Source organism: Sinomonas sp. T428B (assembly GCF_056780155.1).
On the sequence record NZ_JBRAZR010000001.1, the window covers coordinates 1,089,484 to 1,106,394 of the forward strand.

Annotated in this window: 12 protein-coding genes; 1 reads left to right on the forward strand and 11 read right to left on the reverse strand. The window is 71.5% G+C overall.

Going from position 1 to position 16,911, the window contains the following annotated elements; genetic code table 11:
• Positions 1-91: 91 nt before the first annotated feature.
• The 4 genes from ACUYMY_RS05140 to ACUYMY_RS05155 all read right to left on the reverse strand — a co-directional run bounded on the left by ACUYMY_RS05140 (position 92) and on the right by ACUYMY_RS05155 (position 5,560).
• Positions 92-1,369 (reverse strand): FAD-dependent oxidoreductase, encoded by a 1,278-nt coding sequence (locus tag ACUYMY_RS05140; protein ID WP_481702547.1) that lies wholly within the window; start codon positions 1,367-1,369, stop codon positions 92-94.
• 202 nt (positions 1,370-1,571) lie between these two features.
• A complete protein-coding gene (locus tag ACUYMY_RS05145; protein WP_481702548.1) occupies positions 1,572-3,206 on the reverse strand; it encodes an amidohydrolase in 1,635 nt (544 codons plus the stop codon).
• A complete protein-coding gene (locus tag ACUYMY_RS05150) occupies positions 3,196-4,665 on the reverse strand; it encodes an APC family permease (protein WP_481702549.1) in 1,470 nt (489 codons plus the stop codon). The genes ACUYMY_RS05145 and ACUYMY_RS05150 overlap by 11 nt, the downstream gene beginning before the upstream one ends.
• Positions 4,666-4,780: 115 nt before the next feature.
• A complete protein-coding gene (locus tag ACUYMY_RS05155) occupies positions 4,781-5,560 on the reverse strand; it encodes an alpha/beta fold hydrolase (protein WP_481702550.1) in 780 nt (259 codons plus the stop codon).
• Between the two features lie 220 nt (positions 5,561-5,780).
• Here ACUYMY_RS05155 and ACUYMY_RS05160 point away from each other — a divergent pair, with 220 nt between their 5' ends.
• Positions 5,781-6,386, forward strand: a complete 606-nt coding sequence (locus tag ACUYMY_RS05160) for a TetR/AcrR family transcriptional regulator (protein WP_481702551.1) — start codon at positions 5,781-5,783, stop codon at positions 6,384-6,386.
• 245 nt (positions 6,387-6,631) lie between these two features.
• On the opposite strand, the gene ACUYMY_RS05165 is transcribed toward ACUYMY_RS05160, so the two are convergent.
• The 7 genes from ACUYMY_RS05165 to ACUYMY_RS05195 form a co-directional block, all read right to left on the reverse strand.
• Positions 6,632-7,357, reverse strand: coding sequence for an aspartate/glutamate racemase family protein (locus ACUYMY_RS05165; RefSeq protein WP_481702552.1), 726 nt, complete (start codon positions 7,355-7,357; stop codon positions 6,632-6,634).
• A gap of 115 nt (positions 7,358-7,472) precedes the next feature.
• Entirely contained in the window at positions 7,473-9,002 is a 1,530-nt protein-coding gene (locus tag ACUYMY_RS05170; protein ID WP_481702553.1) for an NCS1 family nucleobase:cation symporter-1, read from the reverse strand.
• Positions 9,003-9,359: 357 nt separating this feature from the next.
• Positions 9,360-10,034, reverse strand: coding sequence for a transglycosylase family protein (locus tag ACUYMY_RS05175; protein ID WP_481702554.1), 675 nt, complete (start codon positions 10,032-10,034; stop codon positions 9,360-9,362).
• 285 nt (positions 10,035-10,319) lie between these two features.
• Positions 10,320-13,679, reverse strand: coding sequence for a DEAD/DEAH box helicase (locus ACUYMY_RS05180; RefSeq protein ID WP_481702555.1), 3,360 nt, complete (start codon positions 13,677-13,679; stop codon positions 10,320-10,322).
• Positions 13,680-13,734: 55 nt separating this feature from the next.
• The gene (locus tag ACUYMY_RS05185; protein ID WP_481702556.1) at positions 13,735-14,607 is read right to left on the reverse strand and encodes a PKD domain-containing protein; all 873 of its coding nucleotides are present in this window, start codon (positions 14,605-14,607) and stop codon (positions 13,735-13,737) included.
• Positions 14,604-15,224, reverse strand: a complete 621-nt coding sequence (locus tag ACUYMY_RS05190; RefSeq protein WP_481702557.1) for a DUF6318 family protein — start codon at positions 15,222-15,224, stop codon at positions 14,604-14,606. The genes ACUYMY_RS05185 and ACUYMY_RS05190 overlap by 4 nt, the downstream gene beginning before the upstream one ends.
• Before the next feature lie 309 nt (positions 15,225-15,533).
• Entirely contained in the window at positions 15,534-16,907 is a 1,374-nt protein-coding gene (locus tag ACUYMY_RS05195; protein ID WP_481702558.1) for a UDP-glucose dehydrogenase family protein, read from the reverse strand.
• Between the last annotated feature and the right edge of the window lie 4 nt (positions 16,908-16,911).

The following is a 16,911-nucleotide window of genomic DNA, read 5'->3' on the forward strand; positions in this document are numbered from 1 at the left end:
CCCTGAAGCAGCGCCCAGCGCACGACGGCGGCGGCGCACCCCGCGCGGGTGCGCCGCCGTCGTGCGTCACCGCCTGGCCTCATCGGGCGGCTCAGGTGGGCTCGGGCCGCCGGGCCCAGTCCGGCGCGTGCTCCGGGCGGGGCCCGATCCCGACGAAGTACGCGGGGAAGCGCTGCAGCGCCGGGAACCGGGTGAGGAGCCGCAGCGGGAGCGGCATCCGGCGAGCCCCTGGCCGGGCCGGGCCCTTCCTCAGCGCCCTGCGCATCACGAGCCCGTAGGCCGAGCGCTGGAACCCCTGCAGGAGGGCCGTGGGCCACCACCGCCGCCGCTGCACCGCGGCGAGCACCGCCTCCGGGACCGGCCCCGTCTCGCGGCGCATCCGCGCGCCGACGATCCGCGCCGCCGCGACGGCGTCCTGGATCGCGAGGTTGATCCCGACGCCGCCCACGGGGGACATTGGGTGCGCGGCGTCGCCGAGGAACAGGAGGCCGTCCCGGTGCCAGCGGGGGAGGCGCTCGATGCGCACGTCGAGGAGCTTGACGTCGTCCATCGATCGGGGCCCCTCGTCGAGCCGGTCCTCGAGCTCCGGGGCGAGCCGGGCGACGCGCTCGCGGAAGGTCTCGATGCCCTCGGCCCGCAGCTCGGCGTCGGCGCCCTTGGGGATGACGTAGCCGCACTGCCAGTAGTCGCCCCGGTCGATCCTGATGAGGAACGACCCGCTCGACAGCCGCCCGATCCCGCCGGCCGGGTCCCCCTCGCGGCGCGGGAGCCGGAACCACCACACGTCCATCGTCCCGCCGAACCGCCGGGGCACGAGGCCCGCCTGATCCCGCAGCACGGACCCGCGCCCGTCGCACGCGACGACGAGGTCCGCGGCGAGGGTGCGGACCTCGGCCGGCCGCTGTCCCGCTGACGGGTACTCCCGCCAGCGCACCCCGGCGACCCTCCCGCCGTCGTGCGCCAGGCCCACCGCCTCGGCCGAGCGGACGAGCGTGAAGCACGGCTCCGCCTCGGCCGCAGTGGCGAGCATCTCGAGGAAGTCCCACTGCGGCACGAGCGCGATCCCGCGGTGCCGCCCGGGGATGGAGGCGCCGAGGTTCGTCAGGCGGGCGGTGCCGGCGTCGAGCTGGATCTCGGCCCGGTCGAGCAGCCTGGCCGGCAGCCGGCCGAACGCCGTTGCGAGGCCCAGCTCGTCGAGCAGCGCGAGGGTGGAGGCATGGACGGTGTCGCCGCGGAAGTCCCGGAGGAAGTCGGCGTGCTTCTCGAGCACGACGACGTCGATCCCGCCCCGCGCGAGCAGCAGCCCCAGGACCATGCCCGCGGGCCCGCCGCCCACCACCGCCACGCGCGTCCGCTCAGGTGCAGCCATGGGCCCAGCCTAAGCCGCGCGCCCCTCCCGACGGTCCTGGCGAGTGACCCCGCATCCTTGAGAGGTGACCCCGCATCCTTGGGAGGTGACCCCGCATCCTTGGGAGGTGACCCCGCATCTGGACCAGATGCGGGGTCACCTTCCTGCGATGCGGGGTCACCTTCCTGCGTTGCGGGGTCACCTTCCTGCGTTGCGGGGTCACTCAGACCCGCGCGAGCAGCCCTGTCAGCTGTCCGCCGACGACCGTGCCGAGCACGGCAGAGGCGGCTAGCTCATCCGGGTCGGCGGCGAGCGGGTCCGCCTCGAGGACGGTGAAGTCCGCGAGCTTGCCGACCGTCACCGACCCCTGCCCGGCGAAGGCCCCGACCGCCCGGGCCGCGTGGGACGTGTATCCCTCGAGCGCCTGCCGGGCCGTGAGGGCCTGGCCGGGCAGGATTGGATCTTCCGCGGTGCCAGCCGTGCGGCGCAGCTGCGCGTCCGCCATGACGGCGAGCGGCGGGTAGGGCGCGATCGGCCAGTCGGAGCCGAGTGCCAGCACGACGCCGCGCTCGCGGACGTCCCGGCAGCGCCACGCCCGCCCGGCCCGGACCGGGCCGAGCCGCGTGCTCCAGTTGTCGCTCTGGTCCGCGCGCGAGTAGTGCGTGCAGTGCGTGGGCTGCATCGACGCCGCAGCGCCGGAGGCGGCCAGGCGCGCGACGACGTCGTCCGGCAGCGTCTCGAGGTGCTCGATCCGGTGCACGGCGCGGCCGCGGACCTCGGGGTCGAGGGCCAGGAGCGCGTCGACGACGTGGCCCGCGCCGGCGTCGCCGATCGCGTGGGTCGCGGTCGGGATGCCGCGCTCGGCGAAGAACGCGATAGCCCGCGCGTACTCGGCCGGGTCCGGCCAGTACGGCCGCGTGGACTCGCCGAAGAGGTCCGGCTCGTGCAGCCACGCCGTGCCGTTGTCCACCGTGCCGTCGACGAAGAGCTTGATCCCGCCCACGCCCCAGCGCCGGCCGCCGGTCCCGACCAGCGCCGCGAGCTCCGCCCACTCGGCGGGCCCGGTGCCGGGCTGGCACCACGGCGCGCAGCGCAGCCGCACCGGCAGCTCGCCCTCGTCCTCGAGGGCCCGGTACAGCGCCGCGGACTCCTCGGCGTGGTCCATGACGTGCACGCCAGTGAGCCCGGCCTCGGCGAAGCCGCGCAGGACGCCGCCGAGCCGCGCCTTCCGCTCCTCGAACCCCTCGGGCGGCAGGTGCCGGACCACGAGCTCGATGGCCTCGAACTCGAGCAGGAGCCCGGTGGGCCGCCCGTCCGGCCCGCACGCGACCGCCGAGCCGCCGGTGAACTCGCGCGGCCCGTCGACGCCGGCCATCTCAAGGGCGCGGTGGCTCGCGATCGCCGAGTGCCCGTCGAAGAGGCGCACGAGCGCGGGCCGCCCGCCGAGGACGTCCTCGAACGCCGCGGCCGCGGCCGGCTGCCCGCCGAGGGCGTTGGGGTCCAGGCCCCAGGCCCGGACCCAGCCTTCGGCGCCCGCGCCGGAAGAAGCGGTCGCCGCGGCCTCGGCGGCGAGGGCCGCGCGCACCTCCCCGAGCGTGCGCGCGGAGCTGAGGTCCGCGCCGGCGGTGATGTCGAGCCCGAACACGGGGTGCGCGTGCGCGTCGACCAGGCCCGGCACGACCGTCGCCTCGCCCAGGTCCACGGCCGCGGTGCCGGGCCCCGCCCAGGAAGCCGCGTCGTCGTGCGTGCCGACGGCGACGATACGCCCGCCCGCGACGGCGACGGCCTGGACCTCGGCGGGGCCGTCCGGGTCGAGGGTGTGGATGGTGCGGGCAGAAAGGATGAGCTCAGGCGTCATGGGTCTCGGTGCTTCCAATGCGGTCGTAGGCGGACGGTCGGGCGCGGCGCAGCCACAGGGCCAGGGCGAGGCCCGCGGCGAAGACGCAGGGCCCAATGGCCATGAGGATGGCGTTGGTCAGGGGGTCGGCGAAGGTCAGCAGCTCGATGTTGACGCCGATGAGCATCACGGCGGCGAAGAGCAGGACGGCGCCGGCGGCGGTCGCCGAGACGGTGAGCCGGCTGCGCACGGCCTCGGGATGGCGGCGGAAGTACCGCAGCGCGGCGACGGCCACGAGGCCCTGCAGGCCCACGATCCCGAAGATGCCGGGCGTGTTGACCCAGATGAGCAGCTGCTCGTACGGGTCCGCGCCGAGCAGCGCGCACACGCCGATGACGGCCGCGGCGAGCAGCATCTGCACGGCCCCGGCCCGGTGCGGCGAGCGGTGCTTCGGGTGCGTCGCGGCGAGCCAACCGGGCAGCACGCCGTCGCGGGCGAGCATGTAGGTGTAGCGGTTGATCGCGTTGTGGAACGCGAGCTGCGAGGCGTAGACGCTCGTGACGATGAGGACGTACATCGCGACCTCGGCCCACGGGCCCACGTACTCGGCGATCGTGGCGAAGAACATCGCCTCGCGCAGCTCGCCTGCGGAGGCCACGGGGTCGGAGTAGGCCTGGAGGACGGCCCAGACGATGAAGGCGTAGAACACGGCCATGAAGCCCACGGCGATGAACGTGGCGCGCGGGACCGAGCGGTCGGCGTCCTTGGCCTCGCCGCGGTAGAGGACCGTGGACTCGAAGCCCATGAACGCGGCGAAGCAGATGCCGAGGATGGCGAGGACGCCGGGGCTCAGGACGGCCTCGGGGGCGAAGCTGGCTGCACTGATCCCGGCCGCACCGCCGCGCGAGAGGATGCCGGCGCCCATGACGGCGAGGATCGCCGTCTCGGCGATGAGCAGGACGCCGAGCACCTTCGCCCCGACGTCGAGCCCGCGGTGGCCGAGGGCCCACACGGCCCCGACGGCGGCGAGCGCGATCGCGGGCCAGGGCACGTCGAGGCCGAACAGGACCGCGAGCGTGGCCTGCGTCTGGACGGCGAAGAGCCCGTAGACGCCGATCTGGAGGCAGTTGTAGGAGACGACGGCGAGCACGGCTGCGGCGAGCCCTGCCGTCTTCCCGAGCGAGAGCGTGATGTAGGTGTAGAAGCCGCCCGCGGCGCGGGCGTGCCGGGTCATCGCCATGAAGCCCACGGCGAAGAGCAGGAGCACGACGCCGGCGCCGAGGTACGCGGCCGGGGCGCCGATGCCGCCGGTTGCGATCGCGATCGGCGCGACGCCCGCCATGACCGTCAGCGGCGCTGCTGCGGAGATGACGAGGAAGGTGATGCCGAAGGTGCCGACGGCGTTGCGCTTGAGCCCGGACGGCGAGCCGGCGGCCGGCGCGGCGGACTGTCCCGCTGGGGGCGTCTGGAGGTCTGTCATGGGAGGTCCTTGGGGGTGAGGAGTCTCAGGGCTAAATCGAAAGCCTTTCGGTTTAGTATGCGCGAGTGTGGCCCGGAGCACAAGGGGGGTGTGTCGTAGGGGTGTTCCGCGCGGTCTAACGGACGGACTCGGTCCAGCGCACGAGCTCCGCGGTGAGCTGGACCGGAGCGTCGAGGTGAATGAGGTGGCCCGCATCCGGAATGAGTCCAAGTGTGGCGTGGGGGATCAGTGCTTGGAGGCGGTGCGCGCGGTCGACGGGAATCCAGGTGTCGTCGGTGCCCCACACGATGTGGGTCGGCTCGTCGATCTTTCCATACAGGGGCTTGACCTCATCGGTGAAGCGCTCGTCCGCCTGGGCGATCTGCCGGTAAAAAGCGGCTTGCCCCTCGTCTCCTGTCCAGGGCTCGACGAGCATCGCGAGGTCGTCCTCCCGCAGCCCGCGGTGACTCGCTCCGCGGATGTACGCCTCAACGGAACCGCGATGGATTGCCGATGGGAGCTGCGCGAAGACGTCTGCATGCTGCTTGACGAGGGTGAAGAAGGATGAGCCCCATGGGGCAAGGGCCACGACGTCGACGAGGCAAAGGGAGGAGTACCGTGCCCCATGGAGCAGCCGAGCACGGAGGGCGACGGCGCCGCCGAAGTCGTGCGCGATGACGTGGGGCCGCTCGAGCTGCCATTCACAGAGAAGGTGCGCGAACAGCTCGCCCTGAGCGCCGAGGTCGACGGCGTGTTCTGGATCCTTGGACGACGCGCCGTAGCCTGGCATGTCCCAGAGGTAAACGGTGAAGCGGTGGGCGAGGGCATCGGCGACCGGGCGCCACAGTGCCGATGACCAGGGCGTGCCGTGCAGGAGGACGAGAGCCGGGCCCTGTCCGAAGCGATCCCAGGACACGGTGCGGCCTTGCCAGCGGAGAGTTCTGGTCAGCTCGTGAGTCATCACCAGGCCATCATGCCAATCGCTCCGTGGGCGTCCGAGGATCGAGCCTTCTGGGTTTCTTCTTCACTGCACGCTATGCGGCTGATGAATCGAGCTTTGCCCCCTAGCCGGTTCTCGGATCCAGCCGGCTCTGGCCGGGATAGGGTGCTGGAGAACGACAGATCGGAGTGACACCGTGGCCCGCCCCTCAGCGCCGCTCATCACCGTCGAGGCGCTCACCTCCGCGGCCCTCGAGCTCGTGGATGCCGACGGCGACTTCAGCCTTCCCCGCCTGGCCAAGCGCCTCGGGGTGAGCGCGTCCTCGATCTACCACCACGTCTCCGGGCGCGAGGAGATCATCGAGCTCATGCGCCGGCGCGTCATCGAGGACACGCCGCGTGGGCCTACAGAGGGCCTCGCGTGGGACGATGCCCTGCGGACCCTCGTGCGCGCCTACCGCGACGGCTTCGCGCGGCACCCGCGGCTCGCCCCGCTCCTCGTCCAGCAGACCGTCCAGGACGACCTCGTGATCGCCATGTACGAGGAGATCGCCCAGACCCTTGAACGCGCCGGGCTGACGGGCCGGGACGTGCTCTCGGCCATCTCGACCATCGACTCGTTCGCGATCGGGGCGGCGCTGGACCTCGCGGCGCCCGACGTCGTGTGGGCGCCGCCGGGGGAGGGCTACCCCACGCTCGAGCGGGCACTCGGCCACGCCCGGCCCGGCGCCCAGCGCGCCGAGGACGCGTTCGAGTTCGGGCTCACGGTGCTCGTCGAGGGGCTGCGCGCCCGGCTCGGGTGAGATCCGCCGGCCTAGGTTGCGGGGTCACCTTCCAACGATGCGGGGTCACCTTCCAACGATGCGGGGTCAGTTCTGCCCCCGCGCCGCGGACTTGGCTCATCCGAAACCGGTCCTGCCCTGCGAGACAGGCCGGCAAGTCCCCGGTCTCGCAGAAAGGCACCGGTCTCGGAACGAGACCGGTGCCAAACGGCGGCTCGAAGGGCCGGCGCCAGGGCGCCAGTCGGTCCCGGGCGCCCCCGCCGAACCTACCGCGCCGAGAGCGGCCAGCCGATGACCTTCTTCTCCCGCGGCCGGGCGTAGGTGCGCACCTTGGACGTCGAGAGCCCGAGCCGCACGAGCCCCTCAGCCACCGCGACAGCCGCGGCCACGCCGTCGACCACGGGGGCGCCGCAGCGCTCGCGGATCTGCGCGTCGAGCCCGCTCATCCCGCCGCAGCCGAGCACGATGACCTCGGCCTTGTCGTCGCCGACGGCCCGCTCGGCCTGGGCAACGATCTCCTTGACCGCCCGCTCCGGGTCCTCCTCGAGCTCGAGCACGCCGAGGCCCGAGGCGCGGACCGAGGCGCAGCGCGCGTCGAGCCCGGCGAGCTTGAGCCGGTCCTCGATGAGCGGCACGGCGCGGTCGAGGGTCGTGACGACGGAGTACCTGTGCCCGAGGTACATCGCGGTCGAGGCGGCGGCCTCGGTGATGTCCACGACCGGAACGTCCAGGAGCTCCTGGAGCCCCTCGCGGCCGTGCTCGCCGTAGCCGGCCTGGACGACGGCGTCGAACTCGCCCTCGTAGCGGGTCACGGCGTCCATGACGGCGATCGCGGCGAGGTAGGACTCGAAGTTGCCCTCGCACGAGTCGGCCCCGAAGCGCGGCGTGATGCCCACGATCTCGGTGCCGGGCGAGGCGGCGGCGCGGGCGGCCTCGGCGATGGAGTCGGTCATGGACTGGGTCGTGTTGACGTTGGCGACGAGGATGCGCATGGGTGTTCCTTGCTTCGGGCTCGGGCTCGGGCGCGGCGGGCGGCCGGTGCGGGGAGTGGTGCGGACGACGGCGGCGGGCCGGGGCTGTGAGCCGGCCGGCCGCCGTCGTGCGCGTCTAGTGGACGCTCGGGACGGCGATGGCCTCGCCGTCGGCGTCCGCGAAGGTGCGCTTCCGGTCGGCGATGAACCAGTAGTTCACGGCGGCGATGCCCGCGCCGAAGAACCACGAGAAGGAGCTCAGCGCGCCGAGGGCCGGGATGAAGGCGATCGCGATCGCGACTGCCGCAGCGGGGACGAGCGCCGCAACGGCCCGCGGGTTGACGCCCTTCGTGTAGTGGTAGGGGCCCGTGCGGTCCTCGGTGTAGAGGGCCGGGACGTCGACCTTGCCGCGGCGGATGAGCCAGTAGTCGGCCATGATGACGCCGAACAGCGGGCCGAGGAGGGCGCCGAGGCCCCCGAGGAAGTACACGATCACGACCGGGTTGTTGTAGAGGTTCCAGGGCAGGATCACGAGGCCGATCACGGCCGAGAGGATCGCGGCCTTGCGGAAGTCGAGGCGCCTCGGGAACAGGTTGGTCAGCGCGTACGTCGGGGCGACGAAGTTGGCCATGAGGTTCACGGCGATGGTCAGGATCAGCAGCGCGGCGGAGGCGCCGGCGAGCAGGAGCGTGTTGGGGATCTCCGCGACGATGTCGGAGGGGCTCGTGATGATCTGGCCGTTGATCTTGAACTGGGCGCCGGCGAGGACCACGGTGATGGCGCCGAAGAGGAGCATGTTGATCGGGATGCCCCAGAAGTTGCCCTTGACGATCGCGCCCTTGGACTTGGCGGAGCGGGTGAAGTCGCAGAAGTTCAGGACGAAGGTGCCGTAGATCGAGACCCAGAGGGCGCCGCCGCCGAGGATCTGGAGCCACATGTCCCCGCCGGTGAGGCTCTTGTCGGTGCTCCACGCGATCTCGAAGCCGGCCTGGGCGAACATCCAGACGGCGAGGGCGAGCATCGTGACGAGGATGACGGGGCCGGCGAAGGCCTCGTACTTGCGGATCATCTCCATGCCGTAGGAGACGATGACGACCTGGACGATCCACAGGGCGACGAACGCCGCCCAGCCCAGCGGGGAGAGGCCGAGGATCGAGCCCTCGTCGAGCGGGGCGAGGCCCGGGGCGACGGCGAGGATGAGGACGCGCAGGACCACGGAGGCCAGGTAGGTCTGGATGCCGAACCACGCGATCGCGACGCCGCCGCGCAGCACCGCGGCGATCTGCGCGCCGTGGATGCCGAAGGCGATGCGGCTCATGACCGGGAACGGGACGCCCGTCTTCTGGCCCATGAAGCCGGAGAGGTTCAGGAGGGCGAACAGGAGGGCCGCGCCGACGCCGAGCGCCGCGAGGACCTGCCAGCCGCCGAGGCCGAGGGCGAAGAGGCCGATCGCGAAGGCGTAGTTGCCGAGGCTGTGCACGTCGTTGGCCCAGAGGGTGAAGATGCTGTAGGCGGTCCACTTGCGGCCGGCTCGCTGCGTGGGGGCGAGGTCCTTGTTGTAGAGGCGGGCGCTCACGCTGTCGGGGAGGGACGACGGCGCGTGCTCGCCGGCGATGATGCCGGCGCTGTCCAGCGGCGGGACGACGGTGTCCTTGGTGCTGTTCATGGGTTCTCTCTCGGATCGGGGGACGTGGCCCACTGGGCCATTCTCGGGTGATCCGCTGTGCCTGTTTGCCTGTTGTCGCTGTGAGGCTCAGCAGCGCGGCCGGGGGAGCCGCTGTGGTGCGAGTCTCGGAGCGGTGTGACCCGGATCTCGCGTTCTGGTATCCCAAATGTACCTGCCGCGCATCCCATCTGCAATAGGGAAATTTGTTTCCGCTACGTGGAAGTCTTGGGGAAGCTTCGGGCAGTCCTTGGGCGCGGGCTTGAGCGACTGGCTGCGGGTTCCCTACCCAGCGCACGGCAAGCCCCCGGCCGGTGGGGCCGGGGGCTTGCCGTCATGGTCCCTGGTCCTGGGTCCGGGCTACTGGGCCGGGAGCTGGAGGACCTGGCCCTCGAAGATCAGGTCGGGGTCGGTCACGGCGCCCGCGTTGGCGTCGGCGAGGGTCTCCCACCCGCCGGCGATGCCGAGCTTCTCGACGATCGTGCTCAGGGTGTCCCCGGCCTCGACCGTGTACGTCTCGCCGCTGAGCGGGACGTGCGCGGCGTGGCGTCCCTGTGCCGGGGCCTGCTGGACCGGCGCCTGCTGGACCGGCGCCGGCTGCACCGGGATCTCCCGGACGGGGGCGGCCTGCGGCTGGACCGGCGCGGTCTGGACCTGCGTGCCGGCGCTCGCGGCGCCGGCGGTGCCCGAGAGGCCCAGCTGCGAGGCGCAGGACGGCCAGGCGCCCCAGCCCTGGCCCGCGAGGACCTTCTCGGCGACGGCGATCTGCTGCTCGCGGGAGGCGTCCGAGGCGAGGCCGGTGCCGCCGTAGGCGGACCAGGTGCTCGCCGAGAACTGGAGGCCGCCGTAGTAGCCGTTGCCCGTGTTGGTGGACCAGTTCCCGCCGGACTCGCACTGGGCCAGGGCGTCCCACGTGGAGCCGTCGGCGGCGTTGGCCGCGGGCGCTCCGAGGGCGGCGGCCCCGATGGCCATCCCGGAGGCGGCGGCGAGGGCGAGCGAACGGCCTGCGGCGGTGCTGATGGAGTTCTTCGTCATGGTGTGTGTCTCATGCTCGGGGCTCCACCGGCACTCGTCTGTCCCCAGAGGTCCTCGTGCGCCGCCGGCCCCTGACGTCTCGAGGTCAGGTCATGGTGTCTGCTCAGACGGCGGCGAACGGTGGACGGCAGCACCCGGCATATACGGCCGACGGCGCGTGGCCGCGGCAGCTGTTGTCACACCCCCGGGCTCGGGCCCGGGGCAGGGCGGTTCGTTACCAAACCTTGACCTACGCTAGGGGAGCCCGGCCGAGGCCGCAAACCGAACGGGGGCCCGCGTGCCGGCCTACGCGAGCAGGCCGCGCACGTCGTCGGCCGTGAGGCTCGAGGCGAACATCGCGTCGTCGTCCATGACCGAGGAGAACAGGGCCGCCTTCTTCTCCTTGAGGTCCATGACCTTCTCTTCGATCGTGCCCTTGGCCACGAGCCGGTAGGTCATCACCCGGCGGGTCTGGCCGATGCGGTGGACCCGGTCCACGGCCTGGGCCTCAGCGGCAGGGTTCCACCATGGGTCGAGGAGGAAGCAGTAGTCCGCCTCGGTCAGGTTGAGGCCGAAACCGCCCGCCTTGAGCGAGATGAGGAAGACCGGGGCCTCGCCCTCCTTGAACCGGGCCACGGTCTCTCCGCGGCGGCGGGTCGTGCCGTCGAGGTACTCGTAGGCGATCCCCTCGGCGTCGAGCCGGGCCGCGGCCTTCTTGAGGAAGGACGTGAACTGGCTGAACACGAGCGCCCGGTGCCCCTCGGCGACGACGTCGTCGAGCTGCTCGAGGAGCGCGTCGAGCTTCGCCGGGGACACGCCGTCGTGCGCCTCGTCGACGAGGGCGGGGTCAAGGGCCATGAGCCGCAGGAGCGTGAGCGAGCGGAAGACGATGAAGCGGTTCCGGTCGAGGTCCTCGACGAGGCCGAGGACCTTCTCCCGCTCGCGCTGGAGGTACTGCTGGTAGAGCTTGCGGTGCCGCGGGTCGAGGTCGACGTCGAGGCGCTGCTCGAGCTTCTCGGGGAGCTCGGTCGCGACGGCCTCCTTGGTGCGGCGCAGCATGAGCGGCCGGACGCGGCGGCGCAGCCGCGCGAGGCGCTTGGCGTCGCCGTTCTTCTCGATCGGCTTGGCGAAGTCCTGGGCGAAGTGGTGCGCGGCGGGGAAGAGCCCGGGGGCGACGATCGCGAAGAGGCTCCAGAGCTCCATGAGGTTGTTCTCGAGGGGCGTGCCGGTGAGGGCGAGCTTGAAGGGCGCAGCGAGGTCGCGGGCGCACTGGTGCGCCTTCGTGGCCCGGTTCTTGAGGAACTGGGCCTCGTCCATGATGAGGCCGGCCCAGTCAAGGTCGGCGTAGGCCTCGTAGTCGAGGCGGAAGAGGGCGTAGCTCGTGATGACGATGTCCGCCCCCGCCGCGGCCTCCGCGAGCGGTGTGCCGGACTTGCCCTGCGTGTCCGTGAGAGCGATCGCCGTCAGCCCCGGCGCGAACCGAGCGGTCTCCGCCGCCCAGTTGGGCACGACGGAGGTCGGGGCGACGACGAGGAACGGGGCCGTGGGCGTTCCGGGGGCCGGCGCGGCCTCGCGGGCGTGCAGGATCAGCGCGAGCGTCTGCAGCGTCTTGCCGAGGCCCATGTCGTCGGCGAGCACGCCGCCGAGCCCGTGGCGGTGCAGGAAGGCGAGCCACTGGAAGCCCTCGTCCTGGTAGGGGCGCAGCTCGGCGTTGAGGCCAGCGGGGAGGGCGACGGGGTCGAGGGCGTGCGGGTCGAGGAGCCCCTGGACGGCCTGCTTCCAGCGGGGCGTCTCGGCGGTCTCGCCGGCGAGCTCGGCGATCTCGTCCCAGAGCCCGGCCTGGTAGAGGCTCAGCCGCGGCGGCTTCTTCGAGGTGCTCTCGGCACGCCATTCGCGCAGCTCGTGGGACTCGTCGATGAGCCGGCGCAGGCGCTGGATCTCCGGGGTGTCGATGCGGAACCATGTCTTGTCCGGCATCAAGACCTTGTCCCGGCCCCGGGCCAGAGCGGTGAAGATGTCCTGGAAGGGGATCGACCGGCCGGCGATCGTGACCATGAGGCCGAGGTCGAACCAATCGCGTTTCTCGCTCTCGACCGTGCTGACGACGAGCTGCGGCGACCCCTCGAGGCGGCGGTAGTCCGGTTGGTTGCCCTCGATGCGGACGTCGACGCCCTCGAGCCCGCGCAGGGCGGGGAGGACGCGCTCGGCGAAGTCCGCGGTGTCGAGGTCCTCGAGCCGCGCCGGTCCGAGCGGCTTCCCGCGCAGCGGGCTGTCGGCGAGGACGCCCTGCACCCTCCCGATCGCCGCCTCCTCCGCGGGCTCGTCGCGGCGGGCGCCGTCGTCCGGCGACGCCACGAGCGCGAGCCGCCGCACGGCGTCGCCCGTCCGGTACTCCCAGTGCCAGGCGAGGCGCAGCACGTCGTCGGGCTCGAAGCTCGCGGTGAGCACGAGCAGCGGCGGATCGATGGGCGGGAGGTCCACGGCGTCGTCGCCCGCGGTGAGGACGACCGAGCGGGCCAGGTCCGGGTAGAACTCGGCGATGAAGGCGTCTCGGTCCGCGGCCGGGATCTCGATCCCCTGCGGCGTTGCGAGCAGGGCGCGCTCGCGGTCGCCGAGCCGGGACTCGCTCGGGGCGAGGAAGATGTGGTCTTCGCTTCCGCCGCGCACGACGGCGTAGGCGCCGTGGTCGCCGATCGTGCCCGCCGCTGTGGCCGCGACCGGAGATCCGCCCATGGCGAGGACCGGTTTGAGGCGGAGCCCGCCGTCGTCCGTGGGGAGCGCCTCGAGCGTCACGCTCGCGGGGCCGTCGCCAAAGCCCACGACCATGCCCTTGCGGGTGCCGACGAACTCGACGCCGAGGTGGCCGGCGGCATCGAGGAGGGTCCAGAGGAGTGGGCTGGCGAAGTCATCGAGGTACATCCACGGGTCGTTGCCGTTCCAGTACCCGGATTCCGTGCCGAGGCGCAGGGCCTGGATCTCGCGGAAGCATGCGAAGTGGGACTCGAGGTAGTCGCCATAGAGGTCCTGGCGCCCGAACGTGCTCCAGGTGAGGTTGCTCTTGATCCAGTTGTCCGTGGTGGGGTTGTGCACGACGGGCCGCATGCCGAGCTTGCTGCCCTGCCGGTACCGCTCGGCGAGGGGCCTGCCGAACCGCTTGCCGAGGTCCGCGTCGAGGTCCCGGAGCTCGAACTGCAGGCCAAGCCGCTGGGCCCGGCCAGAGCGGGCCTGCCGACTCCCGGGGTCGATGATGCGGCGGAGCTCGGACTTCCAGGCGGGCTCGGGGGCCGGGGGCGCCTCCGGCGTGGACGCTGCAGCCATGCCCCGCAGGCTCGCGGTGTTGGAGGCAATGACGAGGGCGCCTACGTGCTTGCAGTCGGCGCCGATGGGGCACGTGCACCAGCTGCCGGCGTAGGTGAAGCCTGTCCGCGTGCGCTTGAGGTAGGCGCACGCCTCGTAGGGCTCGGCGTCGCCGCCCTGGACGAAACCGACGATCTCCGCGGCCCCCGGGTCGTAGGTGAACGACAGGACGTGGCCGCCGCGGGCGTAGTTGTGCGCCCTGGCCATGGCTGCCGGGCCGATCCTGGTGACCATCCCCGTCGTGTCCACGATGGGCAGCTCGGAGTGCTCTCCGAAGCCGGCCCCGCGGGGGAGGGGGAAGGTTGTCATGGATTCATCGTCCCATGGGGGTCCGACAGTCCTCGCCCGGGGCCGGCAGTAGAGGCTACTGGCAGCCGGCGCCTTGAGGGTTGACGTCGCAGTCGTCGGCGTAGAGCTTGACCTCGGATCGCCAGACGCTGAGTGTCCGCGGAGTGCTGGGGATGGGTGCGTTGCCAGCGATCGGCTGGTAGGGCCCGCCGTCGACCGAGAACTCGCCGGTGAAGACCGTAGTGAGGTTCACGGCGAAATCGCCCGTCTGCCGGTAGACGTGGCTTGTGACCGTCTTCTCGCCCCAGCGGCTCTCGGGGATCGGACCTCCAGGAGCGGCAGTCACAAGCGTGGTTCCGTCCCCATAGTCCCAGCGGTATTCGCTCGGCTTGACTCTCACGTCAACCCGCCTGCCGAGGATGTCGATGGTGAACGACTGGTCGGCTGGTTCGGCGTAGATGTTCGTCTCCGCACCCTTCAGGGTGTGACGCCCCGGCTGGGAGCCCAGTGCTGGAGCGGCTATGGGAAGCTCCCGCAGCTGCTTCTCGGTCACGGCGATGACCACGTCGCCGGGACGTTCAGGTGGCTTGCCGGCGTACATGCAGCTTGTTCCGACCCGCTCCCATGCCGCACCAGGGGTGCGTGTATCTTGCCGCTCCCAGTGCACGAGCCTGCCGCCTGGTTCTGCTCTGCACGAGCCGTTCATCCGGCCACAGAGGCCTTCATCGAGATGCTCCGGATCGCCCGGCGCGCAGGCGAGTTTGTAGGAGTAAATGAAGACTTCGGCAACACCTTCGACAGCTGGGAACTCAAACACGGCTTTACCACTCGTGCCGGCATGTACTTCTACTTTTTCATCGTCCCAACGCGAAACTGTAGCGAATGCTGGACTTGCCGTAAGGCCGACGGTAACAAGCGCAAGACTCAGACTGAGCGTGGCTCGTCTCATGCCCCTCCGGCCTCCGACACCAACCACTGCCCTCTCTCGAACTTGGCATAGATGGCCTCGGCGCCCTGGGCGGGCCTTCCCTCGCCATTAAGAACTGCGGTGCCGTCCTTGGTGTATTTCGCCGAAGGGGACTCCTCCAGCTGGAAATAGCCGACGACCTGTCCGAGCGGATCAAGCGTCATGTGCGGCCGGAATGAAACGACCTTCCATTTCGGTCCCACGTTCCACGAGCCCTTGCTAAAGTCCCTGTTGGCTTCGTCCATGAAGGAATTGCACATTTTGCACTCCTCGGTGGAGGACGCCTTCAGCGGCGCTGTATCGCCCGTTTCCAGTGCATAGGTAATGGTATCGAACCAGTACTGCGTGAATGCCTCGAAGCCCTCCCCCGTGTTTTGCTTCGCCGCCTCCGGAAGCTCCGGCTTAGGAATGTTCCGGCCGGGCCCAGTAGAGCTAGCAGGAGTGGGGCGTGTGTCGACCGTCGGAGTCGGGCTAGCAGTTTCTGTGGCACTTGGGGTCCCAGAGGCGTTTGGCTGAGCGCTCCCGCCGCATGCGGAGAGGGCGAGCGCGGATGCCAGCGCGAGAACGGACAGGAGCGAGCGACGAGGCGCCATTGACATCCCCCGAGGTCGTTGGTGTGCCGCCAGCCCGGCGACCTGAGCTTTCAGCAGTCTACAAGGGTGTGACGAGCCCTGTCGGGAGTTATCCACAGGTTACAGTTGGACGCTCCTGGGCGCGGCGAGTGACCCCGCAACAGGGAGGTGACCGCGCAACGCTGGGAAGTGACCGCGCAACGGTGGGAGGTGACCCCGCAACCAGGGAGATGACCCCGCAACGTTGGGAGGTGACCCCGCAACACAGGGAGGTGACCCCGCAACGTTGGGAGGTGACCCCGCAACGTTGGGAGGTGACCCCGCATCCTGGGAGGGTCAGACGCGGCGCGACTCCGACGGGCTCGCTGCCCTGCTGGCCCGCGCGGCGTCGCCCGTGCCGAGGCCCCACACCGTCCACCCGGCCGCCCGCCAGGCCTCGGCGTCGAGCACGTTCCGCGCGTCCACGATCACCGGCCGCTGCACCAGGCGCGCGAACTCGTGCGGGTCGAGGGCCCGGAACTGGGGCCACTCGGTCAGCAGCAGGACCAGCTCGGCACCGTCTGCGGCGGCGGTCACCGAGGATTCGAACTGCACCTGCGGGAACCGCATCCAGGCGTGGTTGATCGCCTTCGGGTCGGTCACGGTGACATGCGCGCCAGCCCCCGCGAGCCGCACGGCCACGTCGAGCGCGGGGGAGTCACGGATGTCGTCGGTGTCCGGCTTGAAGGCCGCGCCGAGCACGGTGACGCGGCGCCCCGCCACGTCCCCGCCGCACAGCTCCGCCGCCATCGCCGCGACCCGCCCGCGCTGGCCCACGTTGATCGAGTCCACGAGCCCCATCCACGCGTCCACGGAGTCCACGGCCAGCTCGCGCGCCTGCGCCCGGAACGAGCGGATGTCCTTGGGCAGGCACCCGCCGCCGAACCCGAGCCCGGCCGCGAGGTAGCGCTGCCCGATCCGCGGGTCCAGGCCCATAGCGGCCGCGAGCTGCGTGACGTCGGCCCCCGCGGCGTCGCACAGCTCCGCCATCGCGTTGATGTAGGAGAGCTTCGTGGCCAGGTACGCGTTCGCCGCCGACTTGATCAGCTCCGCCGTCGCGAAGCTGCACACGATCCGCGGCACCCCCGCGTGCAGCAGCGGCGCGTAGACCTCGTCGAGCGTGCGCACGGTGCCGTGGCCGGCGGCCGGCCCGCCGCCGTCGGCGCCCTCGACCCCGTAGACGAGCCGGTCCGGCACGAGCGAGTCCTTCACCGCCGTGCCCTGCCGCAGGAACTCGGGGTTCCACGCGAGCGCGACGTCGGCTCCGCCGAGCCACTCGCGCACTCGTGCCACAGTGCCCACCGGCACCGTGGACTTGCCGACGACGGCGGAGCCCGCCTTCGCGCGCGCCGCCACCGCCCGCGTCGCGGACTCGAGGTAGCTCAGGTCGGCCAGATCGCTCGTCTTGGCCTGCGGGGTCCCGACGCAGAGGAAGTGCACGTCGGCGTCCGCCACGAGGTCCATGTCCGTGCCGAAGACGAGACGTCCCGTCTCGCGGCCCTCGGCCAGCAGCTCCTCGAGCCCCGGCTCGAAGAACGGCGCGAAGCCGCGCGCGAGGTGCCCCACCTTGTCCGCATCGGTATCGATGCCCACGACGTCGTGGCCCATCGAGGCGAGCGTGGCGGCGTGAACCGCGCCGAGGTAGCCGCAGCCGATGACGGAGATCTTCATAGGG